The 22704-nt window shown below is 47.4% G+C and carries 21 protein-coding genes and 4 tRNA genes; 11 read left to right on the top strand and 14 right to left on the bottom strand.

The genetic code is table 11. The features are described 5' to 3' along the window. The 3 genes from D0S45_13425 to D0S45_13435 all read right to left on the bottom strand — a co-directional run bounded on the left by D0S45_13425 (position 1) and on the right by D0S45_13435 (position 4525). A complete protein-coding gene (locus D0S45_13425) occupies positions 1–1647 on the bottom strand; it encodes a PAS domain S-box protein (GenBank protein TIH14063.1) in 1647 nt (548 codons plus the stop codon). Further along, complete coding sequence (locus tag D0S45_13430) at positions 1631–2773, bottom strand: iron-containing alcohol dehydrogenase (GenBank protein ID TIH14137.1); 1143 nt, start codon at positions 2771–2773, stop codon at positions 1631–1633. Before D0S45_13430 ends, D0S45_13425 begins: the two co-directional genes overlap by 17 nt. A gap of 216 nt (positions 2774–2989) precedes the next feature. Next, positions 2990–4525, bottom strand: coding sequence for a DUF4301 family protein (locus D0S45_13435; protein ID TIH14064.1), 1536 nt, complete (start codon positions 4523–4525; stop codon positions 2990–2992). Positions 4526–4952: 427 nt separating this feature from the next. Here D0S45_13435 and D0S45_13440 point away from each other — a divergent pair, with 427 nt between their 5' ends. After that, on the top strand, positions 4953–5384 hold the full coding sequence (locus tag D0S45_13440; protein ID TIH14065.1) for a MarR family transcriptional regulator: 432 nt from the start codon (positions 4953–4955) through the stop codon (positions 5382–5384). 54 nt (positions 5385–5438) lie between these two features. After that, the gene (locus D0S45_13445; protein TIH14066.1) at positions 5439–5870 is read left to right on the top strand and encodes a C_GCAxxG_C_C family protein; all 432 of its coding nucleotides are present in this window, start codon (positions 5439–5441) and stop codon (positions 5868–5870) included. A gap of 58 nt (positions 5871–5928) precedes the next feature. On the opposite strand, the gene D0S45_13450 is transcribed toward D0S45_13445, so the two are convergent. From D0S45_13450 to D0S45_13460, 3 genes are all read right to left on the bottom strand, one after another. Next, positions 5929–6005 (bottom strand) — tRNA-Met (locus D0S45_13450). A 195-nt stretch (positions 6006–6200) separates the two neighbouring features. Further along, positions 6201–6277, bottom strand: a tRNA-Met gene (locus tag D0S45_13455). Positions 6278–6392: 115 nt separating this feature from the next. Further along, complete coding sequence (locus D0S45_13460) at positions 6393–7265, bottom strand: LysR family transcriptional regulator ArgP (GenBank protein TIH14067.1); 873 nt, start codon at positions 7263–7265, stop codon at positions 6393–6395. Positions 7266–7363: 98 nt separating this feature from the next. On the opposite strand from D0S45_13460, the gene D0S45_13465 reads away from it, so the two are divergent. Further along, the gene (locus D0S45_13465) at positions 7364–7984 is read left to right on the top strand and encodes an amino acid transporter (GenBank protein TIH14068.1); all 621 of its coding nucleotides are present in this window, start codon (positions 7364–7366) and stop codon (positions 7982–7984) included. A gap of 156 nt (positions 7985–8140) precedes the next feature. Here the strand turns inward: D0S45_13465 and ptsP are convergent, their stop codons facing one another. From ptsP to dhaK, 3 genes are all read right to left on the bottom strand, one after another. Beyond that, positions 8141–10627: a phosphoenolpyruvate--protein phosphotransferase gene (gene ptsP, locus D0S45_13470; protein TIH14069.1), complete on the bottom strand. Its 2487-nt coding sequence runs from the start codon at positions 10625–10627 to the stop codon at positions 8141–8143. A gap of 306 nt (positions 10628–10933) precedes the next feature. Then, a complete protein-coding gene (gene dhaL, locus D0S45_13475; GenBank protein TIH14070.1) occupies positions 10934–11563 on the bottom strand; it encodes a dihydroxyacetone kinase subunit L in 630 nt (209 codons plus the stop codon). A gap of 177 nt (positions 11564–11740) precedes the next feature. Further along, positions 11741–12799 (bottom strand): dihydroxyacetone kinase subunit DhaK, encoded by a 1059-nt coding sequence (gene dhaK / locus D0S45_13480; GenBank protein ID TIH14071.1) that lies wholly within the window; start codon positions 12797–12799, stop codon positions 11741–11743. A gap of 74 nt (positions 12800–12873) precedes the next feature. Here dhaK and D0S45_13485 point away from each other — a divergent pair, with 74 nt between their 5' ends. After that, positions 12874–13134 (top strand): hypothetical protein, encoded by a 261-nt coding sequence (locus D0S45_13485; protein ID TIH14072.1) that lies wholly within the window; start codon positions 12874–12876, stop codon positions 13132–13134. Positions 13135–13236: 102 nt separating this feature from the next. Here the strand turns inward: D0S45_13485 and D0S45_13490 are convergent. Further along, positions 13237–13313: transfer RNA gene (locus tag D0S45_13490), tRNA-Met, on the bottom strand. 193 nt (positions 13314–13506) lie between these two features. Next, positions 13507–13583, bottom strand: a tRNA-Met gene (locus D0S45_13495). 89 nt (positions 13584–13672) lie between these two features. Between D0S45_13495 and D0S45_13500 the strand changes: the two genes are divergently transcribed. The 7 genes from D0S45_13500 (at position 13673) to D0S45_13530 (ending at position 19848) form a co-directional block, all read left to right on the top strand. Further along, a complete protein-coding gene (locus D0S45_13500) occupies positions 13673–14404 on the top strand; it encodes a glycosyltransferase (GenBank protein ID TIH14138.1) in 732 nt (243 codons plus the stop codon). Then, positions 14405–15094 carry a TVP38/TMEM64 family protein gene (locus D0S45_13505; protein TIH14073.1) on the top strand — a complete coding sequence of 230 codons (690 nt, stop codon included), beginning with the start codon at positions 14405–14407 and terminating at the stop codon, positions 15092–15094. It begins immediately after the preceding gene. A gap of 148 nt (positions 15095–15242) precedes the next feature. Then, on the top strand, positions 15243–16226 hold the full coding sequence (locus D0S45_13510; GenBank protein ID TIH14074.1) for a MoxR family ATPase: 984 nt from the start codon (positions 15243–15245) through the stop codon (positions 16224–16226). 9 nt (positions 16227–16235) lie between these two features. Beyond that, the gene (locus D0S45_13515; GenBank protein TIH14075.1) at positions 16236–17549 is read left to right on the top strand and encodes a hypothetical protein; all 1314 of its coding nucleotides are present in this window, start codon (positions 16236–16238) and stop codon (positions 17547–17549) included. Between the two features lie 21 nt (positions 17550–17570). Further along, entirely contained in the window at positions 17571–18029 is a 459-nt protein-coding gene (locus D0S45_13520) for a hypothetical protein (protein TIH14076.1), read from the top strand. A 152-nt stretch (positions 18030–18181) separates the two neighbouring features. Further along, the gene (locus tag D0S45_13525; GenBank protein TIH14077.1) at positions 18182–18739 is read left to right on the top strand and encodes a manganese efflux pump; all 558 of its coding nucleotides are present in this window, start codon (positions 18182–18184) and stop codon (positions 18737–18739) included. 146 nt (positions 18740–18885) lie between these two features. Beyond that, entirely contained in the window at positions 18886–19848 is a 963-nt protein-coding gene (locus tag D0S45_13530; GenBank protein ID TIH14078.1) for an alpha/beta fold hydrolase, read from the top strand. A gap of 36 nt (positions 19849–19884) precedes the next feature. Here D0S45_13530 and D0S45_13535 read toward each other — a convergent pair whose 3' ends face one another. The 3 genes from D0S45_13535 to D0S45_13545 all read right to left on the bottom strand — a co-directional run bounded on the left by D0S45_13535 (position 19885) and on the right by D0S45_13545 (position 22677). Then, positions 19885–20226 (bottom strand): phosphotransferase, encoded by a 342-nt coding sequence (locus D0S45_13535; GenBank protein ID TIH14079.1) that lies wholly within the window; start codon positions 20224–20226, stop codon positions 19885–19887. Between the two features lie 57 nt (positions 20227–20283). Further along, positions 20284–22095, bottom strand: a complete 1812-nt coding sequence (locus D0S45_13540) for a HAMP domain-containing protein (protein TIH14080.1) — start codon at positions 22093–22095, stop codon at positions 20284–20286. A gap of 279 nt (positions 22096–22374) precedes the next feature. Beyond that, positions 22375–22677, bottom strand: a complete 303-nt coding sequence (locus D0S45_13545; GenBank protein ID TIH14081.1) for a Dabb family protein — start codon at positions 22675–22677, stop codon at positions 22375–22377. Positions 22678–22704: the final 27 nt, after the last annotated feature.

Consider the following 22704-nt stretch of genomic DNA (forward strand, 5'->3'; position numbering starts at 1 on the left):
CTAGCATTTGACAGGAATCTTTATAATAACCTTCATTCCCTCACCGGGGCTAGTATCAATATCGAAAGTCCCGCCATGCTTCTGAGTAATTATAAAGTATGAAACGAATAATCCGAGCCCTGTTCCTTCACCAGCGGCTTTGGTGGTAAAGAAAGGTTCCAAGGCTTTTTTACGTGTTTCAGCATCCATGCCCGGACCGTTATCTTCAATTTCAATACGGACAAAATCACCATCAGGCTTCAAACGAACAGTAATACGGGCAACACTATCTTCCTTTCTTTCCGGGTCAGAAAGGATTGCCTGTACTGAATTCTTGAGCAAATTAATCAGGACCTGCTCAATTTCTGACGGAGAACATTGCAGACAGGAAATGGAATCATCTAATTCCCGTACAATTTCCAATCCCCCGCCCCCGGACTTGCTGTAAAAATCATAGCCGCTGAAAGACAACTCAATGGCGGTTTCAACTATTTGCTTGATGTCGGAACAAACCCGTTCACCACCGGACTGGCGGCTGAACTGAAGCATATTGGAGACAATGCGCGCAGATCTTTCGCCCATTTCCTTTACTGATTCAAGCTTGGGCAAGATACCTCTTTTCTCGCAATATTCATGAATTGCCTCAAAAGGAATTCCTATCTCTTCGGCCACTGCCCGATTCTTAGGCAGGTGTCTTGAAATCCTGCGCTGAATATTCTGGATACCCTGAAGAATACCGCCCAATGGATTGTTGATTTCATGGGCCATCCCTGCGGCAAGCCCGCCTACGGTCATCATTTTTTCAGTCTGAACCATGACCTCTTCCATGCGGGTTCGAGCGGTTATGTCATCAACCCGGATGACCGCTCCGGATTCGTCGCCCTTAAACGGAAAGACCACAACTTCATAAAAAACATTATATCCGTCCCGGTCCATGTAAAAAATTTCAGTCCCACCTTTAATCTCACCACGTATAGTCGCTGAAATCAGATGCTCAAAACGGCGCAGCTCAGGCATCATCTCATAAACAAAATTACCTTCCGCATCCTCGGCAGCCCGTCCGGTCTCCTTGTGGGCATAGTCATTCCATAGCACTACATTTGAGCCTTCATCGACTCCCACAAGCACGGAATGCATGGAATCAATAACGTTACCAAGATAATTTCGTGTACGCTGCAACGCTCTCTGATCAGCCAGCCTACGCCTTACATCACGGGCAACCATAACAATATAAAGCCTGCCCCCAACGAAATGCACCCTAAGGGTCATCTCCACGGGAATACTAGAACCGCACTTGCCAAGCAGGTCGGTCATGGAAACATCTTCTTTCTCCCAAGAAGAATAAACGTCATCATCAATCAGGGCTTCATGCAACTGGAAACAAGTTTCTTCAGGGAAAACAAGTTCCGGAGGACTGTCTAATAATTCATTCCTACTATAATTCGTCTTATTGAGGGCGGTCTTGTTAACATCTGCAAAACTCCAAGAAAATGCATCGAGCACAAACAAGGCATCATTAGCATTTTCCACCAACGCCCGAAAACGCTCCAGTTCATTAATCCTTTCGCGCAATTCAGGATAATAGCTTTTGCGCATGGAATTTTCACCCAGACCAATAAGCTTATTGCGGACATTTTCATTGGGCTTTGACTTAGAGCGCCGCTTCATAAATTTTCTCTACATCTTCCTGATTGAGTTCTACCGGATTAGTAACCATACATGCATCTTTAAGAGCCATTTCAGCAAGTTTTGGAATTTCATCATGAGTAAGACCAAGATCCCCCAGAGACTGGGTTATGCCCGCAGCTCTGCTCAAATCCAGAATGGCCTGCACAAGTTCATCACAAATCTGATCACTTGTCTTTCCTGTTATGGGCACGCCCATTTTCTCAGCAACACGGGAATATCTTTCAACCGCTGACGGAAAATTTGTCCTGATCACATGGGGCAGCAAAATAGCGTTACATTCACCATGCGGCAGATCAAGATGCCCGCCAAGACTATGAGCCATAGCGTGCACAGCCCCAAGAATAGCATTTGAAAAAGCAAGACCGGCTTCCATGCTGCCCAGCATAACCTGACCCCGTAATTCAATATTATCAGGGTCATTAATCACACCCGGCAGATTACCGGCAACCTGCGCAATGGCATCAAGGGCCAGCAAGTCGGTCAAAGCTGAGTTGGCATTAGAAACATAGGCCTCGATAGCATGAGTCAATGCATCCATGCCTGTAGCAGCCGTCAACTGAGGGTCCATGGTGGATGTAAGTTCTGGATCAATCAAGGCGGCATCGGGAACCATAGCTTTGCTGACAATGCTTATTTTCACATCCCGCTCGGTATCTGTGATAATGGCAAATTGCGAGACATCGGCGGAACTACCCGCAGTGGTGGGAATACAGACCAAGGGCGGACCGGGCACTTCAACCATGTCCACGCCTTCAAAATTCAAAATATGGGAGTTGTTGGTGGTAACAATGCCAATTCCCTTTGCGCAATCCATTGGGCTTCCACCACCTACGGCAATGATACAGTCGCACCTGTTTTCAAGGTAAAATTTCGCTCCGCGCATAACTTCAACATCACGCGGATTCTCAGACACATCACTGAAAATAAAAGTTTCAATTCCGGCATCCTGCAAGCTTTGTTCTACAGCCTGCACCCAGCTACACCCGACAATACCGGGATCGGTAACTATTAAGGACCGACTGACACCGAAATTCTCAGCATATTGTCCGGCAAGTTTTGATGATCCGACACCGAAAACAAGCTCAGGAGCTACAAATTTTCTCATCTCCAAAACTTCTTTCACACTTTCCTCCGCCGTTAAAAATCTCCCCTATCAAAAACTCAAGATTCTCAACTTCCTTAATCATATGATTAAATAACACAAAAAGTTGCACTGCCGCAACTAAAGATAATTCAACATACATTTGGTCGATTATAATTTAAAATCCGCCCCAGCAAATATATGCAGAGGCGGATCAGAGATAAATTCTGTAAATTAAAATTACTTACGATGCTCTTCCTTCAGCAGATCGTTTACGGTCTTGACCGGAGAAAAAGTACTCAGTGGAACTTCAACAAACACGGTTATCCAATCAGCCATGGAACCGTTCCATAATCCTGGAAGCTCCATTGCCTTGAGCTTACGCCCGTCCTTGGACTTGGTGGAAATAAATCCGGTCTCAGGATCGGTGAAATTCTTCAGGGCGTACCATTCTCCGCGATGGCTCCTCATTCCACAGACCAAATCAACAGGGTTAAAGTGAGTTGCCGCCTTTACAATGGCAGCCTGTTCGGGATCATTCATGTCCACCTGACTCTTTTCCACAATCTGCGCGGAAACAAATCCGTCCGGGCCATTAACCCAAAAAGGTCCGCCCCCCGGTTCACCTTCATTCTTAACCATTCCGCATACCCGTATCGGCTTGGATAAACGGACCCTCAACATGGTGATCTTATCCTCAAGGCTCATCTGCCCAAAATTATCCGGCAACTGCATGGACAAGTGCGAGACCGCAAATATCGCCACCGCAGCTACTTCAAACTCACTACAATTATGATTTTCCAACATGTTTAGGCATTCAAAAATCTGATCCTGCAACTTGATCAGCAACCCGCCAAGCAACTTCTTGTATTCAAGAGTATCACCCTTCACGCTGTCGGGAACCACGTTGTCAATATTCTTCAGATAAACAATGTCACCGCGCAGCTTATGCAGGTTATCCAGTAAAGCACCGTGTCCGGCGGGCCTGAAATGAATTTTGCCATCATCAGTGCGGAAGACGTCGTTATTCATGTCCACTGCAACAGTGTCGCTTCTTCTGTTCTGCCGGGAAAAATTAATATCGAACCGGCAATCAGGATACTTGCAGACTGCTTCCTCTACATGTTCGCGTATAGCCTGCTCATGGGTCGGGGAAACAGTAAAATGCAGCTTGGCCTTGCCTCGGCGATCCTTAATGTGAGCGGCAGCTTCAGCAATATGCTCTTCAAAAGGAGTACGATATCCGCCATCGTAATTATGAAATGGAATCAATCCCTTGGGTAAGACAGCATAGTTCAAACCTTTTTGAGTAAGCAAATATTCAAGAATTAAATTAAAATCCTGATCAGCATAGGCATCCTCAAGACTCAAACCGTTTGCATTCATGACATCCTGTAAGTCTGAATAAAAAGGAAGCACCGGAAGCAGGTCCATAAAATCCTGAACCATTTCGGTATCCTTTTCAGAAATATCTTCACCATTCAGCTTTGCCAGCAGATGCTTAAACATACGAGTGGCAGCACCGGAAGCTGGGACAAACTTGGTAAAACGACCTTCATCGGCTGCTTCTTCAAAACAATCGAGCAACTCTTCCTTTTCAGCAGGCTGAATACGATAAATTCCATCGGTCAAGGTACAGGCCCGCTCAAGCTGTGTCGGCGCAAAACCAGTCTTGAACCGTTCAACCTGTTCAGCCAGAGCTGATGCGGAGATTCCTTCATCAATAATATCAATTAAACCATTCTCAATTTCTCGAAGCTCATTTTCAGTAGTCATACGTACCTTCCCGTGCTTTAAATTGAAAAACAGTGTAAAATCAACACATTATCTTCACATGAAAATTCATCCAAATCCATAATTGGCACTGCTAGATATCTACCCCTTACCACAGATTTTCGGATGTGTTTAGTCTCAAAATAAATATATTTGAAACTTTTTTGCTTTTTCTCAACAACTCAAGACCTTACGACAACACATTGATATAACAACATATTTAATGTCACCAGAACCTAAGCAGTCAAAATAATGAAAAAAAGATGTAAAAATTGAAACAAATAAAAAACGAACAGGTAACGCATTTTTTACCGTTGATTGCTGTGCAAAAGTAAGTCCAAGCCAAAACAACAAAAATGGTTTATTTACATTTGACAAACCCACAATAGTTGCCTAGGCAAATAAGAAACAATCTAACTCAAGTGCAACCATGATTACAACAAACGAAAGTGCCACTTACATGATCTACCGGGTTGGCAGACTACTCCGCTACGAAGCAGCAAAATTCTTGTCCGCACAAACCCCAGTTATTACCCCGGAGCAATGGTCCGTCCTACTCAAAATTAATGAAACAGGACCCTGCTCAATTGGACTTTTGGTTGACGCAGATCTCAACGACTACCCAAATATTACCAGAATGATCGATGGGTTATCAAAAAATGGGCTGGTTCAACGAATAACAAACCCTGAAGATAAGCGGGGGCGGCTTGTCAGCCTGACGACAGAAGGGGAACAATACATATCAAATATATTGCCAGAACTCCTTGAAACCAAGGAGAATTTTTACACTGGCTTCTCCCGTAGAGATCTTGCCGAACTGACAAGAATGTTGAGTGCAATTGAAAAAAACATTTGCGGTTGAACGCCACTTTTTTTAACCAACTATTTGCCTAAGCAAGTAAATTAGGAGAAAACCATGAATCAAAACCTCGCCCTCAAAAATCTCAACAAAGGTATGTCCTGCTCAGAAGCCGTATTAGCAAGTTTCAACTCGCAATTAAACATATCGGAAGAAGATTGTATCCGCTTGTCTAGCGGTCTGGCAGGAGGAATCGGTTTCTCGGGACAAACCTGCGGCGTGGTAGTCGCAGGGATTATCGTATTAGGGTTGGTCTTGGGCCCAGCATCACCTGAAGAAACAAAAGCTAGGATCAGAGTACTTGCTGCCTCAGATGAATTTATAAACTGGTTTGCTGACAGCCACGGCTCACTCGACTGCAAGCTACTATGTGAGGGAGCGGACTTGCCCCCTCATGAACGGGCTTACTTACTACGTGAAAAACGAACACCGGAAAATTATGTGCTAAGCACAGTGTCCAAGATTCAAAAAATGATAAATGAATCATAAACCGAAAAGCCAAAAAAAAGGCTCAACCTTTCGGTTGAGCCTTTCATATGAAGCTATGTGGTTGCGGGGGCAGGATTTGAACCTACGACCTTCGGGTTATGAGCCCGACGAGCTACCAAGCTGCTCCACCCCGCGTCACTGTGAGAGCATGTCTACATGCTCCAGAACCTGCTGTCAACTACTTGGCGTAGCTTCTTTCAGATTATTTCAAAGATTCTCAGGAGTTAAATGAATTTTATATAAATTCCATCCTGACACTCAGTCAAAAGAACTCCTAAAAGAGAACCTGCCTTTTGCCTCAAACATTTCCGTCATGACCGGAAATATCGGTGGTTGCGGGGGCAGGATTTGAACCTACGACCTTCGGGTTATGAGCCCGACGAGCTACCAAGCTGCTCCACCCCGCGTCACTGAGAGGAGTAGAACTACAGGTACACCCAACGGATGTCAACGTAAAAAACAAAAATAAAACTGAAAGCGAAAGATATTTCAACAATAAAGCTGGTTTATATGTTTTTTTTGCTAAAAGTATTTTACCAGTTCACGGCGCAACCCATCCAGTAACGGCGTTTCCACATTCCATGAATGCCAGTAAAGCGAAACCGGAACCCTGCCCTGCGGCAGAATTTCCACCAACCTGCCTGAATCCAATTCTTGCTCAGCCTGAAACTCCGGCACCATTCCGTAAGCCAGCCCCCTGCAAACCACATCCACAAAAGATTCCGAAGAGGGTACATAAAAGATTGGGTGCGCCACCATCTCGCCGGGAAAGATCTTTTCCAGCATCTGAGACTGAGTTTCATCCTTGCGGTTAAACACAGCAGCCGGAGCCTTAGCCACGGTTTCACGATTAAAACCGTCACAGAACCACCGTTCATGAAATTCAGGAGAACTCAAGCAAAGATAGTCAAATGTGGATAAAAAATCACTGCGACAACCTTTCACAGGCTTAGCCACTGTGCCGATACAACCGACAACCTCCCCCCGGCGAAGCATTTCATGGGTTCGGTTTTCATCATCCACATAAAGATCAAGTAAGATATTATGTTCTTTCAAAAAGCCATCAAGGGCATCCAGAAACCATGTGGCAAGACTGTCCGCATTCACTCCAACGGGCAGAGCTACGAATTCACCACTGGGATTAAGGCCCATGGAATCGCTAAGTTCAAACTCCATTAACCGGATGGTTCGCAAATGTTTAATCAGTTTGCGCCCGTCCTCAGTTGGCTCAGGTGGCGTGGAACGGACCACCAGCACCCGCCCCAGTTGTTCTTCAAAATTTCGTATACGCTGCGAAACTGCGGATTGAGAAATATTCAGTTTCAAGGCCGCCTTATCAAAACCGCCCTCTTCGATTACCGCTGCCAGTGCTTCCAGAAAAATATTATCAAGCATGACTGGATTATAAGTTAAACTTATCAGAAATGAAAATGTTTAATTTTACTAATTAACATCATCGCTCTATATTCCTGAAAAACACGACGGAGCAAACAATGTCATCAATCATTCCATATATGCAGGGATTCGGAACCGGGGCCGGGCTGATCATCGCCATCGGAGCGCAAAATGCTTTTGTACTCACCCAGAGTATCAGGAAAAATCATCATATGACTATTTGTCTGGTCTGCGCCATCTGCGATGCGTTGCTGATCTGCTTGGGAGTACTGGGAACAGGCGAACTTATCGCCTCCAACCCCATGCTACTCAAACCTGCGGCATGGGGCGGCGCAGCTTTTCTAACATGGTACGGATTCGGTTCTTTTCGCTCGGCCCTTAAAGGAGGTCAGCTTGAAGCAGAGGAAACCGCGACAACGGGCCTAAAGTCCGTAATCCTGCTAACCCTGACCATCACCCTACTCAACCCGCACGTCTATCTTGATACGGTAGTCATGCTCGGATCAATCAGCGGACAGTATGACGGCATGGAACGGTATCTTTTTGGATTCGGGGCAGTTTCAGCATCATTTGTCTGGTTCTACACCCTAGGATTCGGCGGGAGGGCCTTGGCACCACTCTTTAAGAAACCCGTAACATGGCGAGTACTCGACAGCGCGGTATGCCTGACTATGTGGGTTATTGCGTATAATCTGGCCCAGAAAGCCATGAGTGTTTGATGCACACAACAAAGGCCCGCTCAATAAGAACGGGCCTTTAAAATTTAACACTCCGCCCTGCTAAGCTATAGGCGAAGCCCTAATGAAAGGTTTTGAAAAGGGGAGTCCAGAGGGGAAAAACTTTTGCAAAAGTTTTTCCCCTCTGGCCGCCGGAGGCTATAAAAATTCCCGAATCTCGTCACCGGATTTAGCAGCCAGTGCCTTTTCAGCCAGCGCACGGCAATCATCCATAGATACTGCGCGAATAGCTTCCTTTACTTCGGGTATGGAAGGACCGCTCATGCTCAGTTCATCAAGTCCGAGGCCGAGCAGCAACGCAGAAGCCTTGGGATTCCCTGCCAGCTCACCGCACATTCCGACTTCAATTCCAGTAACTTTGGCAGCATCACAGGTCATCTTGACCATACGCAATACAGCGGGATTAAGGCTGTCGCAGATTTTAGCAACTGACTTATTACCGCGGTCCGCAGCCATAACATACTGGGTCAGGTCATTAGTACCGATGCTGAAAAAATCGCAAATTGCGCCAAGCTTTTCAGCCTCGGCAACAGCAGAAGGAACTTCAATCATGATTCCGGTCTTGATCTTTTCAGCGATCTTTACGCCTTCGGACAGAAGCCCTTCTCGGACCTCAGCCTGAAAATCAAGCACTCCCTGAAGCTCTTCCACCCCGGAAATCATGGGAAACATAATCCAAATATTTTCCGCGCTTGCAGCACGCAGCAAGGCACGCAACTGGGTACGGAAAAGTTCGGGCCGGGCCATGCAAAAACGCACCCCGCGTTCACCGAGAAACGGATTTTCTTCCACCGGGGTTTCTAAATATTTAACAGGCTTATCACCACCGATATCAAGAGTACGGATGATAACCGGATTGCCATTCATAGCCTTGGCAGCTTCCACATAGGCTTCGCACTGCTCGTCTTCATCCGGTTCCTGATCACGATCCTGAAAAAGAAATTCAGTACGGAAAAGCCCTACGCCCTCTGCGCCGTATTCAAGAACACGAGGAGCATCTGCCGGGGTACCGATATTACCCATGACCATGATTTCAGTGCCATCCACAGTCTTAGCCGGGGCAGCACCTTTGGCCTTAGCCTCCTCTCGCTCAGCTAGCCACTTCTCACGCTTGGCAGAGATTTCATCAAGTTTGCCCTGATCCGGTGCAGTCCAAACCGTACCTTCAAAACCGTTCAACGCGATCATCTGACCATCTGAAATCTGCTGGAAGCATTCACCCGTGCCTATAACAGCGGGAATGCCCATGGAACGGGACAGGATAGCGGCGTGGGAAGTAGCCCCGCCGATCTCGGTAACAATGCCGAGCACCTTTTCCGGGTCCATTCCAGCAACATCAGAAGGAGTAAGGTCGTGAGCCACGATGATGGATTCACGCTCAAGTCTGATGGCCTGTTCACCTTCCCCGGTCAGCACGCGCAACACACGCCCACCGCAATCCATAACATCTGCGGCGCGGGCCTGCATGTAGCTGTCATCCAGTTCGCGGTAATCAGCAGCCATTTTATCCATGACTTGAAACCATGCGAACTCGGCATTGACCTTTTCATCAGAAATCAAGGATACTGCCTTGTCGCGCATATCCTTATCGCCAAGGATCAATCCATGAACTTCGAAAATTGCGGCATTGGCCTTACCCGCAGTCTTTTCAGTTTCACACTGCAAAGCCTGAATATCAGCAAGCGCAGTGGTTATTGCCTGATCAAGACGGGCAGCTTCGGCAGCACTGTCGGAAATTTCAGTCCGCTTCACTTCCGGCAGGGTCGCCAGATGAGCGTAAACCGGACCGACTGCGTAACCTGTGGATGCCGGAGCACCGGAAACAAATCCTTCACCGCCGACCTTGCAAGGCTCGGTTTCCATGACCACTTCAGCCACATCTTCATCGCGTTCGCCGAAATTATCGGCATGCAACGCTTTCAGGCCATCAATTGCCAGCTGCGCATCAGGTCCGGTGGCAGTGACGGTAATGGTTTCACCATTTTTGACCGCCAGCAAAGCCACTTGGTTAATGCTCTTGCCTGATGCGGTCTTATCTTCTTTGCGAATCTTAATGGTAGCTTGGAATTTTCCAGCCTCGGCAACAAGATTGGCTGCCGGGCGGGCATGCAGCCCCAGCTTATTAATGACCAGCAAATCAACGCTCAGCTCTTCGCCTTCCTGAACTTCTTCTTGCGCAACTGCAACAGGTTGTACGGTCTCCCCGGTAATAGGAGCCAGCTGTTCGATCTTCACATTCAAGGCAGTTCCAGCTTCGGCACTAACCTCTTTAAGTGAAGCCCCAACAGAAGCCTGCACAGCAGCAGCCATGGTTCCTTCCACAATAGGAGCGGAGCAAAGCAGCACCTTTTCCTTAACCTCATCAGGCAGGAAATCGAGAGCGGTTTCAGCACTCATGAGCGCGCTGCCAAGGTCCATGATGACCAGCACGCCCTCTTCGGACTGGGCCGCCACAGATTCAATGGCCATCATGACCTTCATAGGGTCAGTGCCAATGGGATTGTCGGGATCGTCAATGCCGCCAGCGGCTTCCATAACCACGGAACCGCGAGTCATCTGCTCAGCCAGTTCCAGAACACCCTGAGCCAATGTCTGGCTATGGGAAACAATTACTAATCCTACCATATTTAAGTGCCTCCGGCGGCTCTCCGAGGGCCAAAGAAACTTTTTGAAAAAAGTTTCTCTGGACTCTTCAAAAACTTTTAATAGGGCTTCGCCTCTAATTACGCAAAATCACCCGTTAAAAAACAAATTAATAGTTTGATTCTATAAAACGCACTAATTGGCGTGGGAAAATTATATTTAAATAAACTACAAATTCCTGCCCCCAGCGTCGAAGACCTAATGAAAGGTTCTGAAGGGGATGGGGTCTGGGGAAGGGGAAACTCTTGCAAGAGTTTCCCCTTCCCCAGCCGCCGGAGGCATCATATATTATGAAAGTACTTCTTTCAGAGTTTCAAGCATGTAAAAAGAGGAAGTAGCACCCGGGTCCTGATGCCCGATTGAACGTTCGCCGAGATAGCTGGCGCGTCCTTTCTTGGCCTGCAAAGGGATGGTATCGGCAAGGGCCTTTTCACCTACGGGCAACGCAGCATCTACGATGGCGAGCACATCATCACCGTTTCCTGCTTTTTCCTTGATCACTTCAAGCACAGGTGCCCAGAGATCGTACATGGTCTTGTCGCCCAGATTAGGTCTGCCGCGCTGAAGGATACCTTCAACACCAGCTTCGATAACCTTGGCAAAATCTTCGGAATTAAGTTCCTCTTTACCACCCATGAGCATGCCGCCCTTCATCCAGAAAGTTCCGTAAAGGGGACCGCTGGCACCGCCGACGCTGGACATGAGGGTCATTCCCACGGTTTTGAGAATGGTACCAATGTCCTTTTCTTCCACGGTAGGCAGTTTTTCAGCAACTTTACCGAAACCGCGAGTCATATTGATTCCGTGGTCGGCATCGCCGATGGCGGCATCAAGTTCAGTGAGATATTCTTTTTTGTCGGCATAAACTTCGTTGAGTTTGCCGAGCCATGCAATAAGTTGGGCCTTGTTCATGGACATTTTTAATCCTCCAAAAGGTGACGCCATCTAAAACTGGGTCAGGATTTAAATTATGACGGGCATATACGTGTAACAGCGCCAGCCCTGAAGCTTCTCTTTCGAAAAAATGGGAACGCAGGCGTGAAAGAACTCTCCCACGCCTGCGCATTTTAAACTAATAATTTTGCAAAGTTATGCTTAGCGAACATAACCGGGAGTCTGTGCAGGAGCATCCCAGAACTTGAGCATTTCATCATCAACCTTGAGCAGAGTAATAGAGAAGCCCTGCATTTCCAAAGAAGTGATGTAAGGTCCGACCAAGTTACGGACAATGTTGATACCCTTGGCTTTGCAGACTTCGTCAAGCTTTCTGTATACAGCGTAAAGCTCGGAAACCGGGGTTCCGCCCATGCTGTTAACAAATGCGATGACGTTATCGCCCTTGGCAAAAGGCTCGTCAGTAAGATCTTTGTCTTCCCATTCGCTGCCGTTCCATTCGCGGACGGTGCGGAAATATGCGGGATCATCAATAATCTGCTCAGCAGCATACTGGGTCATTTCATCAACAGACTTGAGGGGCATGCGCTCGATGCCGGGCTCGCCGTGGATACCGATACCCATTTCAACTTCGTCTTCACCGAGATCGAAAGTGGGCTTGCCTGCTGCGGGAACAATGCAGGAAGTCAGAGCCACGCCGAAGGAGCGGCCATACTGGTTGACCTTGCGGCAGAGATCGGAGCATTTTTCAAGGTCGTAGCCAGCTTCAGCAGCTGCGCCGACAATCTTTTCAGCCAGAACAGTAGTTCCAACGCCGCGACGACCAGCAGTATAAAGGCTGTCCTTTACTGCCACATCATCATCAATCAAAATATTCTGAACTTTAACACCTTCAGCGGCAACCAGCTCGGCTGCGGCTTCAAAGTTCATTACATCACCAGTGTAGTTCTTTACCATAAAAAGAACGCCTTCGCCGCTGTCTACGGCCTTGGCGCATTCATACATCTGGTCAGGAGTGGGGGAAGTGAAAACTTCGCCGGGGCAGGCACCGTCAAGCATACCTTTACCGACAAAACCGCCATGCATGGGTTCGTGACCGGAACCGCCGCCTGAAACAATAGCGACTTTTCCTTTAACCGGAGCGTCTTCGCGAACTACGTAGTAGGGATCGTAGTTGACTTTCAATTCAGGGTGGGCAAGGGCCATACCCTCAAGCTGTTCCTTAACCACATTTTCAACATCATTGATCAATTTTTTCATAGTAAAAATCACCTCTGGTTCTAGGTTCCTTATGTGCACAGAACATTAAATCAATTGAAACGCGTTGTCGACAAATGAACGCCTTTTTTTTCGCTTCCATTAAAATTATTTTTATAAAAAGTTTAAAATTTTCGTTTCCGAAAATGATTTTATCAATATTTTCCGTGCTGAATGAATTTTATTACGTTTTCATTCATGAGACGATTCCACGAAGAGAACGCATCTATGAAGACAAGGTATTCATAATTTCAAAGGATGCTCCCAACAAAGAAAAGATTAAAACAAGTAGCAACCTGTTTCAAACACGAAACAAAACAAAGGGGAATTGGATATAAGCAGAATTGGATTCCAGAGGAGTAAAACAGATAAAAATCAAGTAAATATTAGCAACAAAAAAAGGCTCAACCTTTCGGTTGAGCCTTTCATATGAAGCTATGTGGTTGCGGGGGCAGGATTTGAACCTACGACCTTCGGGTTATGAGCCCGACGAGCTACCAAGCTGCTCCACCCCGCGTCACTGAGAGCATAACTACATGCTCCGGTATCTGCTGTCAACTACTTGGTGTAGCTTCTTTCAGATTATCTTAAATATTACCAGGAGTTAAAAGATTTTTACATAAATCCTACCCTGACACTCAGTCAAAAGAGCCGCTTAAAGCGATCCTGCCTTTTGCCTCAAACATTTCCGTCATGACCGGAAATATCGGTGGTTGCGGGGGCAGGATTTGAACCTACGACCTTCGGGTTATGAGCCCGACGAGCTACCAAGCTGCTCCACCCCGCGTCACTGAGAAGAGAAGAACTACAGATGGGGCCGCTTCGTGTCAACAGCTATTTACAAATTATTTAAATTTTCTTATCTCATCTTTCGACATGACAAATAACTACGAACTCTCCCTCGTGATCCCTGTTTACAACGAACAGGACAATTTACGAAAACTGATGCAGGAAATTGATGCGGCCCTTGAACCCACCAATATTCCCTACGAAGTTATATTTGTAGATGACGGCAGCAAAGACAACAGCCTTGCCGTTCTCAAAGATATTTCATCAACCTACCCCAAGGCCCGCTATATTTCCTTTGCGGAGAACCGGGGCCAGTCCGCGGCTTTCTGCGCAGGATTTGATGAAGCCCGTGCACCGCGAATTGCCACCATGGACGCCGACCTGCAAAATGACCCCGCTGATCTTCCGGCCATGTATGCTCTTTATAATGAAGGACACACCATGACCATCGGCTGGCGTCAGAAACGCAAGGATGTCTGGATCAAGCGTATCGGCTCCAAGGTCGCCAACGCTATCCGTAACAGGCTTACCCGTGAAACCGTTAAGGACACAGGCTGCTCCCTTAAAATTATGGATACCGCCATGGTCCGGGCCATCCCCCGCTTCAACGGTATGCACCGCTTCCTGCCCACGCTCATGAAAATGCAGGGCGCATCCGTTGCGGAAATGAAGGTCAACCACCGTCCTCGCCATCAGGGCGAATCCAAATACGGCACCCTCGACCGGGCCATTGCCGGAGGATACGACCTGCTGGGTGTGCGCTGGCTGCTGGGCCGCCATTTTTCTTACAGTGTAAAAGACCGTAGCGACGATAAATAAATGAGTGCAGTAAGCAGCGAATCAAAAGTCAGCGTGAAAGCCCTGATTAAAGGTCTGGCTATGCTGGCGGTAATGGGCTTTTCGGTTTACCTGATCAGGTATGCTGGGCTTGCTGACGCCCTTGATACCCATTGGATGGACACACATGTGCGTTCTCGCGGCCTTACCGGAGTACTCACCTATGTGGGACTGGCGGCATTCTTTTCGGCTGTCGGCTTTCCCAGACAGGTGATCTGCTTCATGGGTGGATACGCGTACGGCTTCGCCCTAGGAACCCTGCTCGGGACCATCGGTACCGGACTTGGCTGTGCCGGGGCATTTGTTTATTCCCGGTTGGTGGGACGCTCTTTTATTAAAAGAAAGTTCGGCGCCCGCATCCAGAAGGTAGATGATTTCCTGAGCCGCAGCCCCTTTAACATGGCTCTGACTATCCGTTTTTTTCCACTGGGTAGTAACGTGGTCACTAACGTGCTGGCAGGGGTAACCAGCATCCCGGCCCTGCCTTTCATACTCGGTTCCACTATTGGTTACCTACCCCAAAACATGGTTTTTGCTCTGTTCGGCAGCGGTGTGGAAGTATCCTCTACCCTCCGCATGATTATGGCCGTGGTGCTCTTTGTCATCTCCACCCTGTTGGGATTCAAAATCTACCGCAAATATCGCAATCAGGCTGAAGCAGTAATAGAATAATATTCCCTGACCAATTTGATCCTACGAAGCCGGATGCAATTTGTATCCGGCTTTTTCAACACTTCGTTGTTGACATCGAAAATCGTTTTCAATATCAATAACTCAGATTTTGCATCAACCCAAACAAAAAATAAAAGAGTCTGAACATATGAATCCTAAATTAATAGCCAATTCACTGCATACTTTACTCAAAACCAAACAACCCACTTTTATCTGGGGACCTCCCGGCGTGGGAAAGAGTCAGGTTGTAGCTCAGGTGGCCAATGAACTGAATCTTGAGTTGACCGACTTGCGCGCGGTGCTTCTTGATCCGGTGGACCTGCGCGGCCTGCCCCGTATTTCCGAAGAAGGAGATGCCAGTTGGTGCCCGCCCTCCTTCCTCCCCAAAGAAGGCAAAGGAATCCTCTTTCTTGATGAACTGAATGCCGCCCCGCCGCTGGTGCAGGCCGCCTGCTACCAACTGGTCCTCGACCGTAAGCTGGGTGAATATGAGTTGCCTGAAGGCTGGATCGTCATTGCCGCCGGTAACCGCGAGTCAGACAAAGCCGTAACTCATCGTATGCCTTCGGCCCTTGCCAACCGCTTTGTGCATCTTGATTTTGAAGTCAGCGTAACGGACTGGCTGGACTGGGCCGCAGAGAGCGGCATTGCAGAAGAACTACTCGCCTTTATAAAATTCAGACCCGGCCTGCTTCACGATTTTGATCCCGCCCGCAACGAGAAAGCATTTCCTTCTCCCCGCTCTTGGGAATTTGTATCCGGGATAATCAAATCAAGCCCCTCCCCGGACGTTGAATATGAACTTTTCAAAGGTACAGTGGGAGAAGGTGCAGCTGCTGAATTCAGTGGATTTTGCAAAATTTACCGTAAACTTCCCGATCCTGAGTTCGTACTCAAATCACCGGACAAAGTCGCCATCCCTGAAGATCCGGCAACAGCTTACGCTCTCTGCGAGTCAGTGGCCTCCAAGGCCGCCCCGGAACATGCTGATTCTATCATGATCTTTGCTTCAAGACTGCCTGCTGAATTCGCAGTGCTGCTGGTGCGCAATGCGGTCAAGAAGGACCGCTCCATTGTTGAATCAGACGGATTCAATCGCTGGGCCACTGCCAACTCGGACATTCTTTTCTAGGAATTGCGAATGAACGCTGACCGCAAACTACTCAAGGCTCGTGCCGACCTGCTTTTACAACATCCTTTCTTCGGCTCCCTCTGCTTGCGCATGGAGCCACAGGAAGACCGCACCTGTGATGGAACATGGACCGATGGCAAGAAATTTGCCTACAACCCTCATTTCGTGGACAAGCTTTCACATGAAGAATTGCAGGGTGTTCTAGCCCATACCATCATGCACCCGGCCTGCCAGCATCACAAAAGACGCGGGAACCGCGATGAACGGCTTTGGAATATGGCCTGCGACTACTCCATCAACTGGATTCTGCTGGAAGCTGGTTTCGACCTTCCCGAAGGTTTTTTGGATGACGAGAAATACCATGGCAAGAATGCCGAGGATATTTTCACTGATCTGACCAAGAATTTCGATCAGGCCGGAAACCCTGAAATCGGCAAAAAGCAGGACGGCCCCAAGCGCATTGATGTTGAATACGAAGACGGCGATGGCGAAGGCAATGATCTTGAATCCGGCGATGATGACGAACGTTCCCAAACCGGGGATAAGGGCGAGTCATCCGCAGAAGGTATGGACTCGGACGAAATAGAAGATTCCGAAGGTGATACCGATCAGGAACAATCCGCAGATCCCGGCGGAACCGGAGAAGTCCGCGACGCAGACGAAGCGGAATCCGGCGATGGTGATTCCGGTGATGAAACTGATAAAGACTGGCTGCTGGCTCTTGCACAGGCCACCAATCAAGCCCGAGATTGCGGAGATTTGCCCGGCGGCCTTGAACGGCTGGTGGAAAAACTGCTCTACCCCAAATTAGACTGGCGGGAACTGCTGGATCGATTCATCAGTGCACGGGCACGCAACGATTATGCATGGACCCCGCCCAACCGCCGTTATTTGCACATGGGGCTTTACCTGCCCTCGCTTTCAACCGAACAGCTGCCCGAAGTAGTATTGGCTGTGGATACGTCAGGAAGCATCGCCCCGCAGGAACTTGAACAATTCGCAGCAGAATTATCTTCCATTCTGGAAGCATACGACACCACCATCCGGGTGCTCTGGTGCGACATTGAAATAACAGGAGAACAGGTTTTCAGCCGTGCGGACCTGCCCCTTGAACTGCAACCGCAAGGAGGCGGTGGAACCGATTTCCGCCCCGTCTTTAATTTCATTGAACACAAGAACATCGCCCCGGCCTGCCTTGTATATTTGAGTGACATGGAATGCGGGCAGTTTCCCGAGCATGAACCGGATTACCCGGTGCTCTGGGCTAGAACAGGCGGAGCGGGATATGCCCCGCCATTCGGTGAAATGATTGATGTCTGCTGATTTTTTTAAGGAGGAGCTAAAATGATTATTGAATGGAATTTAAACAAAAAACGTGGAAACTTCCGCCCGGTGCTGACCTACACAATCAAGCTGGAAGATTTCGAAAAAGAACTGGGACTGCCGCAGGTAATACTGGAATCCAGCATACCAGAACCTCCGAACTCATGGTCAGCAAGTTGTTTGCCCGGCAAATGTGAACGATGTGGTGCAGACTGTACCACCTACCGATTATATACCCCGGACCATAAAAAGGGTGAAGTCGAAGGAAAATTCACACTCCCTTGGCGGGCAGATTGCGACTACCCTGAAGTGGAAGAATCCTTTACAAAATTACGGGAAAACTTTGAGACAATACTCAAAGAAGCATATGATAGCCATCCTGTTGACGTAAGCGGCAGGTTGGAACTTTCCGAGGAAACACGCCGCCATATCGCCAGCGGCCTTGTATCGCAACGATTTCTCAAGGCAGCAGGATTTTAATATTTCCATGTAACTTATGCAGGTCCCTCCACCTGCATAATAAGGCGGGGCCGAGATCGGTCGCGCCTTTTTTATCACCAATTTCACTTAACATTCTGCCATAGTAAAGGTAAAAGATTCCTCACCACCAATAAGGGAGTCAAATCATAACCATGCCGTTTTACGAAATATTCATTATCTCCGTGGCTCTTGCCATGGACGCCTTCACCATAGCCGTGGCCTGCGGTTTGTGCATGCCGGAAGTAAGCAGAAGGCAAAACTTCAGGCTATCCTTTCATTTCGGGCTATTTCAAGCCCTAATGCCTCTTTTAGGCTGGCTGGCAGGTTTAGCTGTAAAATCTATGGTGGAAACCTATGCACCTTGGATTTCATTTTTCCTACTGGCATTTGTTGGCGGCAAAATGATTCAGGAATCCTTTCAAGCAGACGACTCCTGCGAGACCTACAAAGACCCTACCAAAGGATTTTCCCTAATATTTCTATCTGTTGCCACCAGCCTTGATGCTCTAGCTGTAGGGCTATCCTTCTCCATCATGGATTACCCCATTATGTTTCCCTGCGTCATGATCGGGATCACCGCGCTGGTACTGACTTCATTCGGTCTCTGGCTTGGAAAATCATTTGCAAAAGCCTCCAGCTACAGTCACATTGCGGAAAGAATCGGCGGAGGGGTACTCATTTTGATCGGCCTGAAACTGCTCGTACAGTAACCGCTTGACTATTCAGGAAAGGATATTAATTACTTTGCGCATAACCCTTTTGACAGCAGCCCTTCAAGGGTATATTCTCTTCCGAATTGTAAGCAACAATCAACCGGCTTCAATTGAGCAAGCCAAAGGACGGATATTTTTACCAAATGCCTTTATTGCAACCCCCTCCCTATAAACCCAAATTTCCTCTCCAATCCGGTCATATCCAAACAATATTTCCTCGACTTTTTCGGAAAGTAAGCCTCCCGCCTGTTGTAAAAAGAAGAATTGAAACTCCTGACGGCGACTTTCTTGATATTGACTGGCACCTTGCAAGCAGTTCACGCCTTGCAATTATCGCCCATGGCCTTGAAGGCAATTCCCGCAGACCTTACGTGCTCGGCATGGCCCGTGCCCTTGTGCTTGCAGGATGGGATTGCATTACCTACAATTTCCGTGGATGCAGCCGTGACATGAATAGAAAACCCGGCATGTACCACAGCGGCGACACCCGGGACCTTCATACCGTTCTTGAATACGGTTTAGATCATGGAATATATGAAGATGCCGCCCTCGTAGGTTTCAGCATGGGCGGAAACCATGTTCTCAAATATCTCGGAGAAAATCCTGATAAAGTTCCGGCCAAAGTGAAACGGGCTATCGGCATTTCAGTCCCCTGTGACCTTGAAGCGTCCGCTTTCAGACTTTGTGATAAATCCAACTTCATATACACTAGTTATTTTTTGCGATCATTGAAGCAGAAAATTAAACTGAAACACAAACAATTCCCGGATCTCTACCCTCTCGACAAGCTTCCTTCCATCAAAAATATCGTTGATTTCGACAACGCATACACCGCACCCATCAACGGCTTTGCCGATGCTGTCGATTACTACCGCAAATCATCCTGCAAACAATACCTCAAGAACATCAAAGTTCCCTCGTTGATCCTGAGTGCCAAGGACGATCCCTTCCTGACTCCTGAATGTTATCCCATTCAGGAAGCTGAAAGCAGCCAGATCCTGTCACTGCAAATCACCAACTTCGGAGGACATGTAGGATTCGCGGACCTGCCCATGGAAAAACAACTCTGGTCTGAAAACAGAACAGTACGATTCCTGAACACATAATTAAAAAGATCCCGGGACATCTGTCCCGGGATCTTTTTAATTTTTATCCGCATAATCAAGTAGGGAGGTAAGCCCCTTGCGTAATCGCATATGATAACAACTCAAATAAAGAGGAGAAGTGTTGACGGCAGCAGCTTCTAAATTCCCCGCAATCTGGCTCATCTCTTCAAGACCGAGATTGATCAAACTTCCCTTTAACATTCGGGCACTGGAAACCACAGTCTCAAACTGACCTTCATCAATCCCCTCATCAAGAGCGTCCAGACTCACTTTCAACTGAACTGATGTTTCTTTCAAAAAAACAATCAGCTCATCAGTGGACATACCGCCTTCTTCAAGCAGGTGTTCTTTAACGATCTCAACAAGTTCTGACCCCATGAAGGCCTCCGTCAATTGAAGATAAGAGGACAGGAAGTCCTGCCCTCTTCTTTGACATTACTCTTCACTGCGTAATTCTTCAACCAGATTAAGAAGTTCTTGAACTTCAGCGGTAAGTGCCCGGGTTCCTTCCGCAGCTGCCTGGCTATTTTGAGCATTTTCTTCAGTCATGGAATCAATTTCACCAACGCTACGGTTAATCTCATCCGAGGTGGCAGACTGTTCTTCAGCCGCGGTTGCGATTGAACGCACCTGATCGGCGGAACTTTCAGCCAGTTCAACAATTTCAGCCAGCATCTCACCGGAAGACCGTGAAAGCTCCGTGGCACTTTCCACAGCATCTACTGTGGAATCCATACCCTTAACATTTTCACGAGCCAACTTCTGGATGGAATTGATACTATTTTCAACTTCCTCAGTTGCACCGATAGTCTTTTCAGCAAGCTTACGCACCTCATCGGCGACAACAGCGAAGCCCCTACCGGCATCCCCAGCCCGGGCAGCTTCAATGGCGGCATTCAGGGCCAGCAGATTGGTCTGGTCAGCAATATCGTTAATCACTCCCAGTACATTACCAATCTCAACGGCCTGAGTATCCAGATGTTCCATGGACTCCTTCAACTTGGAAGTACGTTCCTGAATATTACCCATGGCATCAATCACACTCTGAACAACCTTGGCTCCTTCACTGGCCTTTTCCATAGACTGTGCGGAACTCTCATTGGTCTCAGTAGCGTTCTTTGCAACCTCAAGGACGGTCACATTCATCTCTTCCATGGCAGTTGCGGTTTCAGTTACACGCTGCTTCTGGAATTCACTTCCGCGCTGGATTTCCTCAGCACTGCTGGAAACCTCATCACTAATGGTGGATACACGATCAATTACTTCCTGCAACCTGTTTGCCGCAGCAAGCATACCTTCCTTCTTTGCACCTTCAGCCATACTCTGTGCTGCACGTGCTTCAGATGCTGCCTGATCAGCAATACGGGCCTGTTCTTGTGCTTCAGCCTCCTTAACCTTTATACTTTCAAGATTGGACGACAGCGTTTCGACCATCGTATTCAAAGATCGCTGCAAGGTGGCGATTTCATTACGCCCTTCAGGATTAAGGGAAACATCAAGGTTTCCTTCAGCTACTTGAGTCGCTGCGGCTGTAGATTCCGTAAGCGGAGTCACTATAGAACGGATCAGATAAATGGAAAGCGGAAGAACAATCAACAACAAAACGGCACCGGCACCGAAAACAATCTTCATGGTATAGCCATCGGCACTCTCCTTCATGGCATCGCCCATCCTACCGGTCTCTACATCAATATTATCAATGTAAACCCCGGTACCAATCCACATATCCGTGCCGGGAATCATCATGGCATAGCTAATCTTAGGCTGTACCCCGGAACCAGGCTTTTCAAAGAAATACTTTACAAAACCGCCTCCGGAACGGGCAACCTTGCTAATTTCCTTAATTACATACAATCCGTTCTTATCCTTTAGTCCACTAAGATCCTTACCCTGTAAGGACTTCTTAGGCGGCATGACCATATTAACGGTGCCCTTGTAGACAAAGAAATAACCGGAATTATCCTTCTCGAAGCGGACGGGATCAAGAGCTTCACGGATGAACTGAAGCCGTTCCTCATTATCGGTAAAATGCTTGATCTCCTCGCCAAGGGACAAGGCTAAACTTCGGGTTGCAACCTTGATCTTATCCTTCTGATCCTGAAGCATAATGACTTCGGTGTTACCTACACCAAAAGCCGTAACATCCCGAATGGCTCCAAGAAAAAAAACTCCTGTTACAATCAGGAAAAGCACCATCAAAGCCAACAGCAAGAAAAACCTTGCGCCTATTGATAAATTCTTCAACATAGCCCCCCCTGTATTTGCGGATTTAGAGAAGAAGTTCCTTACACAGTGTCATGGACAAAATCCCAGTCTTAATAAAAATATACACCTTTAGTGGAGAAATTCAAAGTTTTTAAAAACATTCAAGATAAAAAATCATACAGCAAAACATTCACCATTGTATTTTTATCTCTTTAAAAAATATCTCCTTTACTAAATATAAGCATTAACAACCGAAATGCCAGCAACAAAAAAGGCCGAAGGCATTTTGCCTCCGGCCTTTTAAAACTTATGTCGCTTTTTCTAGATCACGTAATCAATTGCATCACGAGAAGTTACAACTTCCTTGATGAATGCAACGCACTCCTGATGCAGAGGATGAACAGCATAAGCCTGAAGGTCTTCTTTGCTGTCGAACTCAGAGTAAAGTACAATATTCCAATTCTGTGTGGCTTCAAAAATATCCACACCGACTTCAACATGCTTGAGTTCATCAATCTTGCCGTTAAGAGCCTCAATCATTTCTTTGATTTTAACCCCGTTTTCAGCAGCGGTTCCTCCGGCAGCTTCCTCTTTCAAATTCCACATTACAATATGTTTAATCATTTTTCCTCCGTTCCTTAAGTGCATATG

Origin of the sequence: Marinifilum sp. JC120 (assembly GCA_004923195.1) — a bacterium.
Taxonomy (GTDB): Bacteria; Desulfobacterota; Desulfovibrionia; order Desulfovibrionales; family Desulfovibrionaceae; genus Maridesulfovibrio.

Excerpts from the sequence above, each read along its gene's own strand:
- D0S45_13425 (TIH14063.1), bottom strand. The coding sequence starts at position 1,647 with ATGAAGCGGCGCTCTAAGTCAAAGCCCAATGAAAATGTCCGCAATAAG.
- D0S45_13430 (TIH14137.1), bottom strand. The coding sequence starts at position 2,773 with ATGAGAAAATTTGTAGCTCCTGAGCTTGTTTTCGGTGTCGGATCATCA.
- D0S45_13435 (TIH14064.1), bottom strand. The coding sequence starts at position 4,525 with ATGACTACTGAAAATGAGCTTCGAGAAATTGAGAATGGTTTAATTGAT.
- D0S45_13440 (TIH14065.1), top strand. The coding sequence starts at position 4,953 with ATGATTACAACAAACGAAAGTGCCACTTACATGATCTACCGGGTTGGC.
- D0S45_13445 (TIH14066.1), top strand. The coding sequence starts at position 5,439 with ATGAATCAAAACCTCGCCCTCAAAAATCTCAACAAAGGTATGTCCTGC.
- D0S45_13460 (TIH14067.1), bottom strand. The coding sequence starts at position 7,265 with ATGCTTGATAATATTTTTCTGGAAGCACTGGCAGCGGTAATCGAAGAG.
- D0S45_13465 (TIH14068.1), top strand. The coding sequence starts at position 7,364 with ATGTCATCAATCATTCCATATATGCAGGGATTCGGAACCGGGGCCGGG.
- ptsP (TIH14069.1), bottom strand. The coding sequence starts at position 10,627 with ATGGTAGGATTAGTAATTGTTTCCCATAGCCAGACATTGGCTCAGGGT.
- dhaL (TIH14070.1), bottom strand. The coding sequence starts at position 11,563 with ATGTCCATGAACAAGGCCCAACTTATTGCATGGCTCGGCAAACTCAAC.
- dhaK (TIH14071.1), bottom strand. The coding sequence starts at position 12,799 with ATGAAAAAATTGATCAATGATGTTGAAAATGTGGTTAAGGAACAGCTT.
- D0S45_13485 (TIH14072.1), top strand. The coding sequence starts at position 12,874 with ATGAACGCCTTTTTTTTCGCTTCCATTAAAATTATTTTTATAAAAAGT.
- D0S45_13500 (TIH14138.1), top strand. The coding sequence starts at position 13,673 with ATGACAAATAACTACGAACTCTCCCTCGTGATCCCTGTTTACAACGAA.
- D0S45_13505 (TIH14073.1), top strand. The coding sequence starts at position 14,405 with ATGAGTGCAGTAAGCAGCGAATCAAAAGTCAGCGTGAAAGCCCTGATT.
- D0S45_13510 (TIH14074.1), top strand. The coding sequence starts at position 15,243 with ATGAATCCTAAATTAATAGCCAATTCACTGCATACTTTACTCAAAACC.
- D0S45_13515 (TIH14075.1), top strand. The coding sequence starts at position 16,236 with ATGAACGCTGACCGCAAACTACTCAAGGCTCGTGCCGACCTGCTTTTA.
- D0S45_13520 (TIH14076.1), top strand. The coding sequence starts at position 17,571 with ATGATTATTGAATGGAATTTAAACAAAAAACGTGGAAACTTCCGCCCG.
- D0S45_13525 (TIH14077.1), top strand. The coding sequence starts at position 18,182 with ATGCCGTTTTACGAAATATTCATTATCTCCGTGGCTCTTGCCATGGAC.
- D0S45_13530 (TIH14078.1), top strand. The coding sequence starts at position 18,886 with ATGCCTTTATTGCAACCCCCTCCCTATAAACCCAAATTTCCTCTCCAA.
- D0S45_13535 (TIH14079.1), bottom strand. The coding sequence starts at position 20,226 with ATGGGGTCAGAACTTGTTGAGATCGTTAAAGAACACCTGCTTGAAGAA.
- D0S45_13540 (TIH14080.1), bottom strand. The coding sequence starts at position 22,095 with ATGTTGAAGAATTTATCAATAGGCGCAAGGTTTTTCTTGCTGTTGGCT.
- D0S45_13545 (TIH14081.1), bottom strand. The coding sequence starts at position 22,677 with ATGATTAAACATATTGTAATGTGGAATTTGAAAGAGGAAGCTGCCGGA.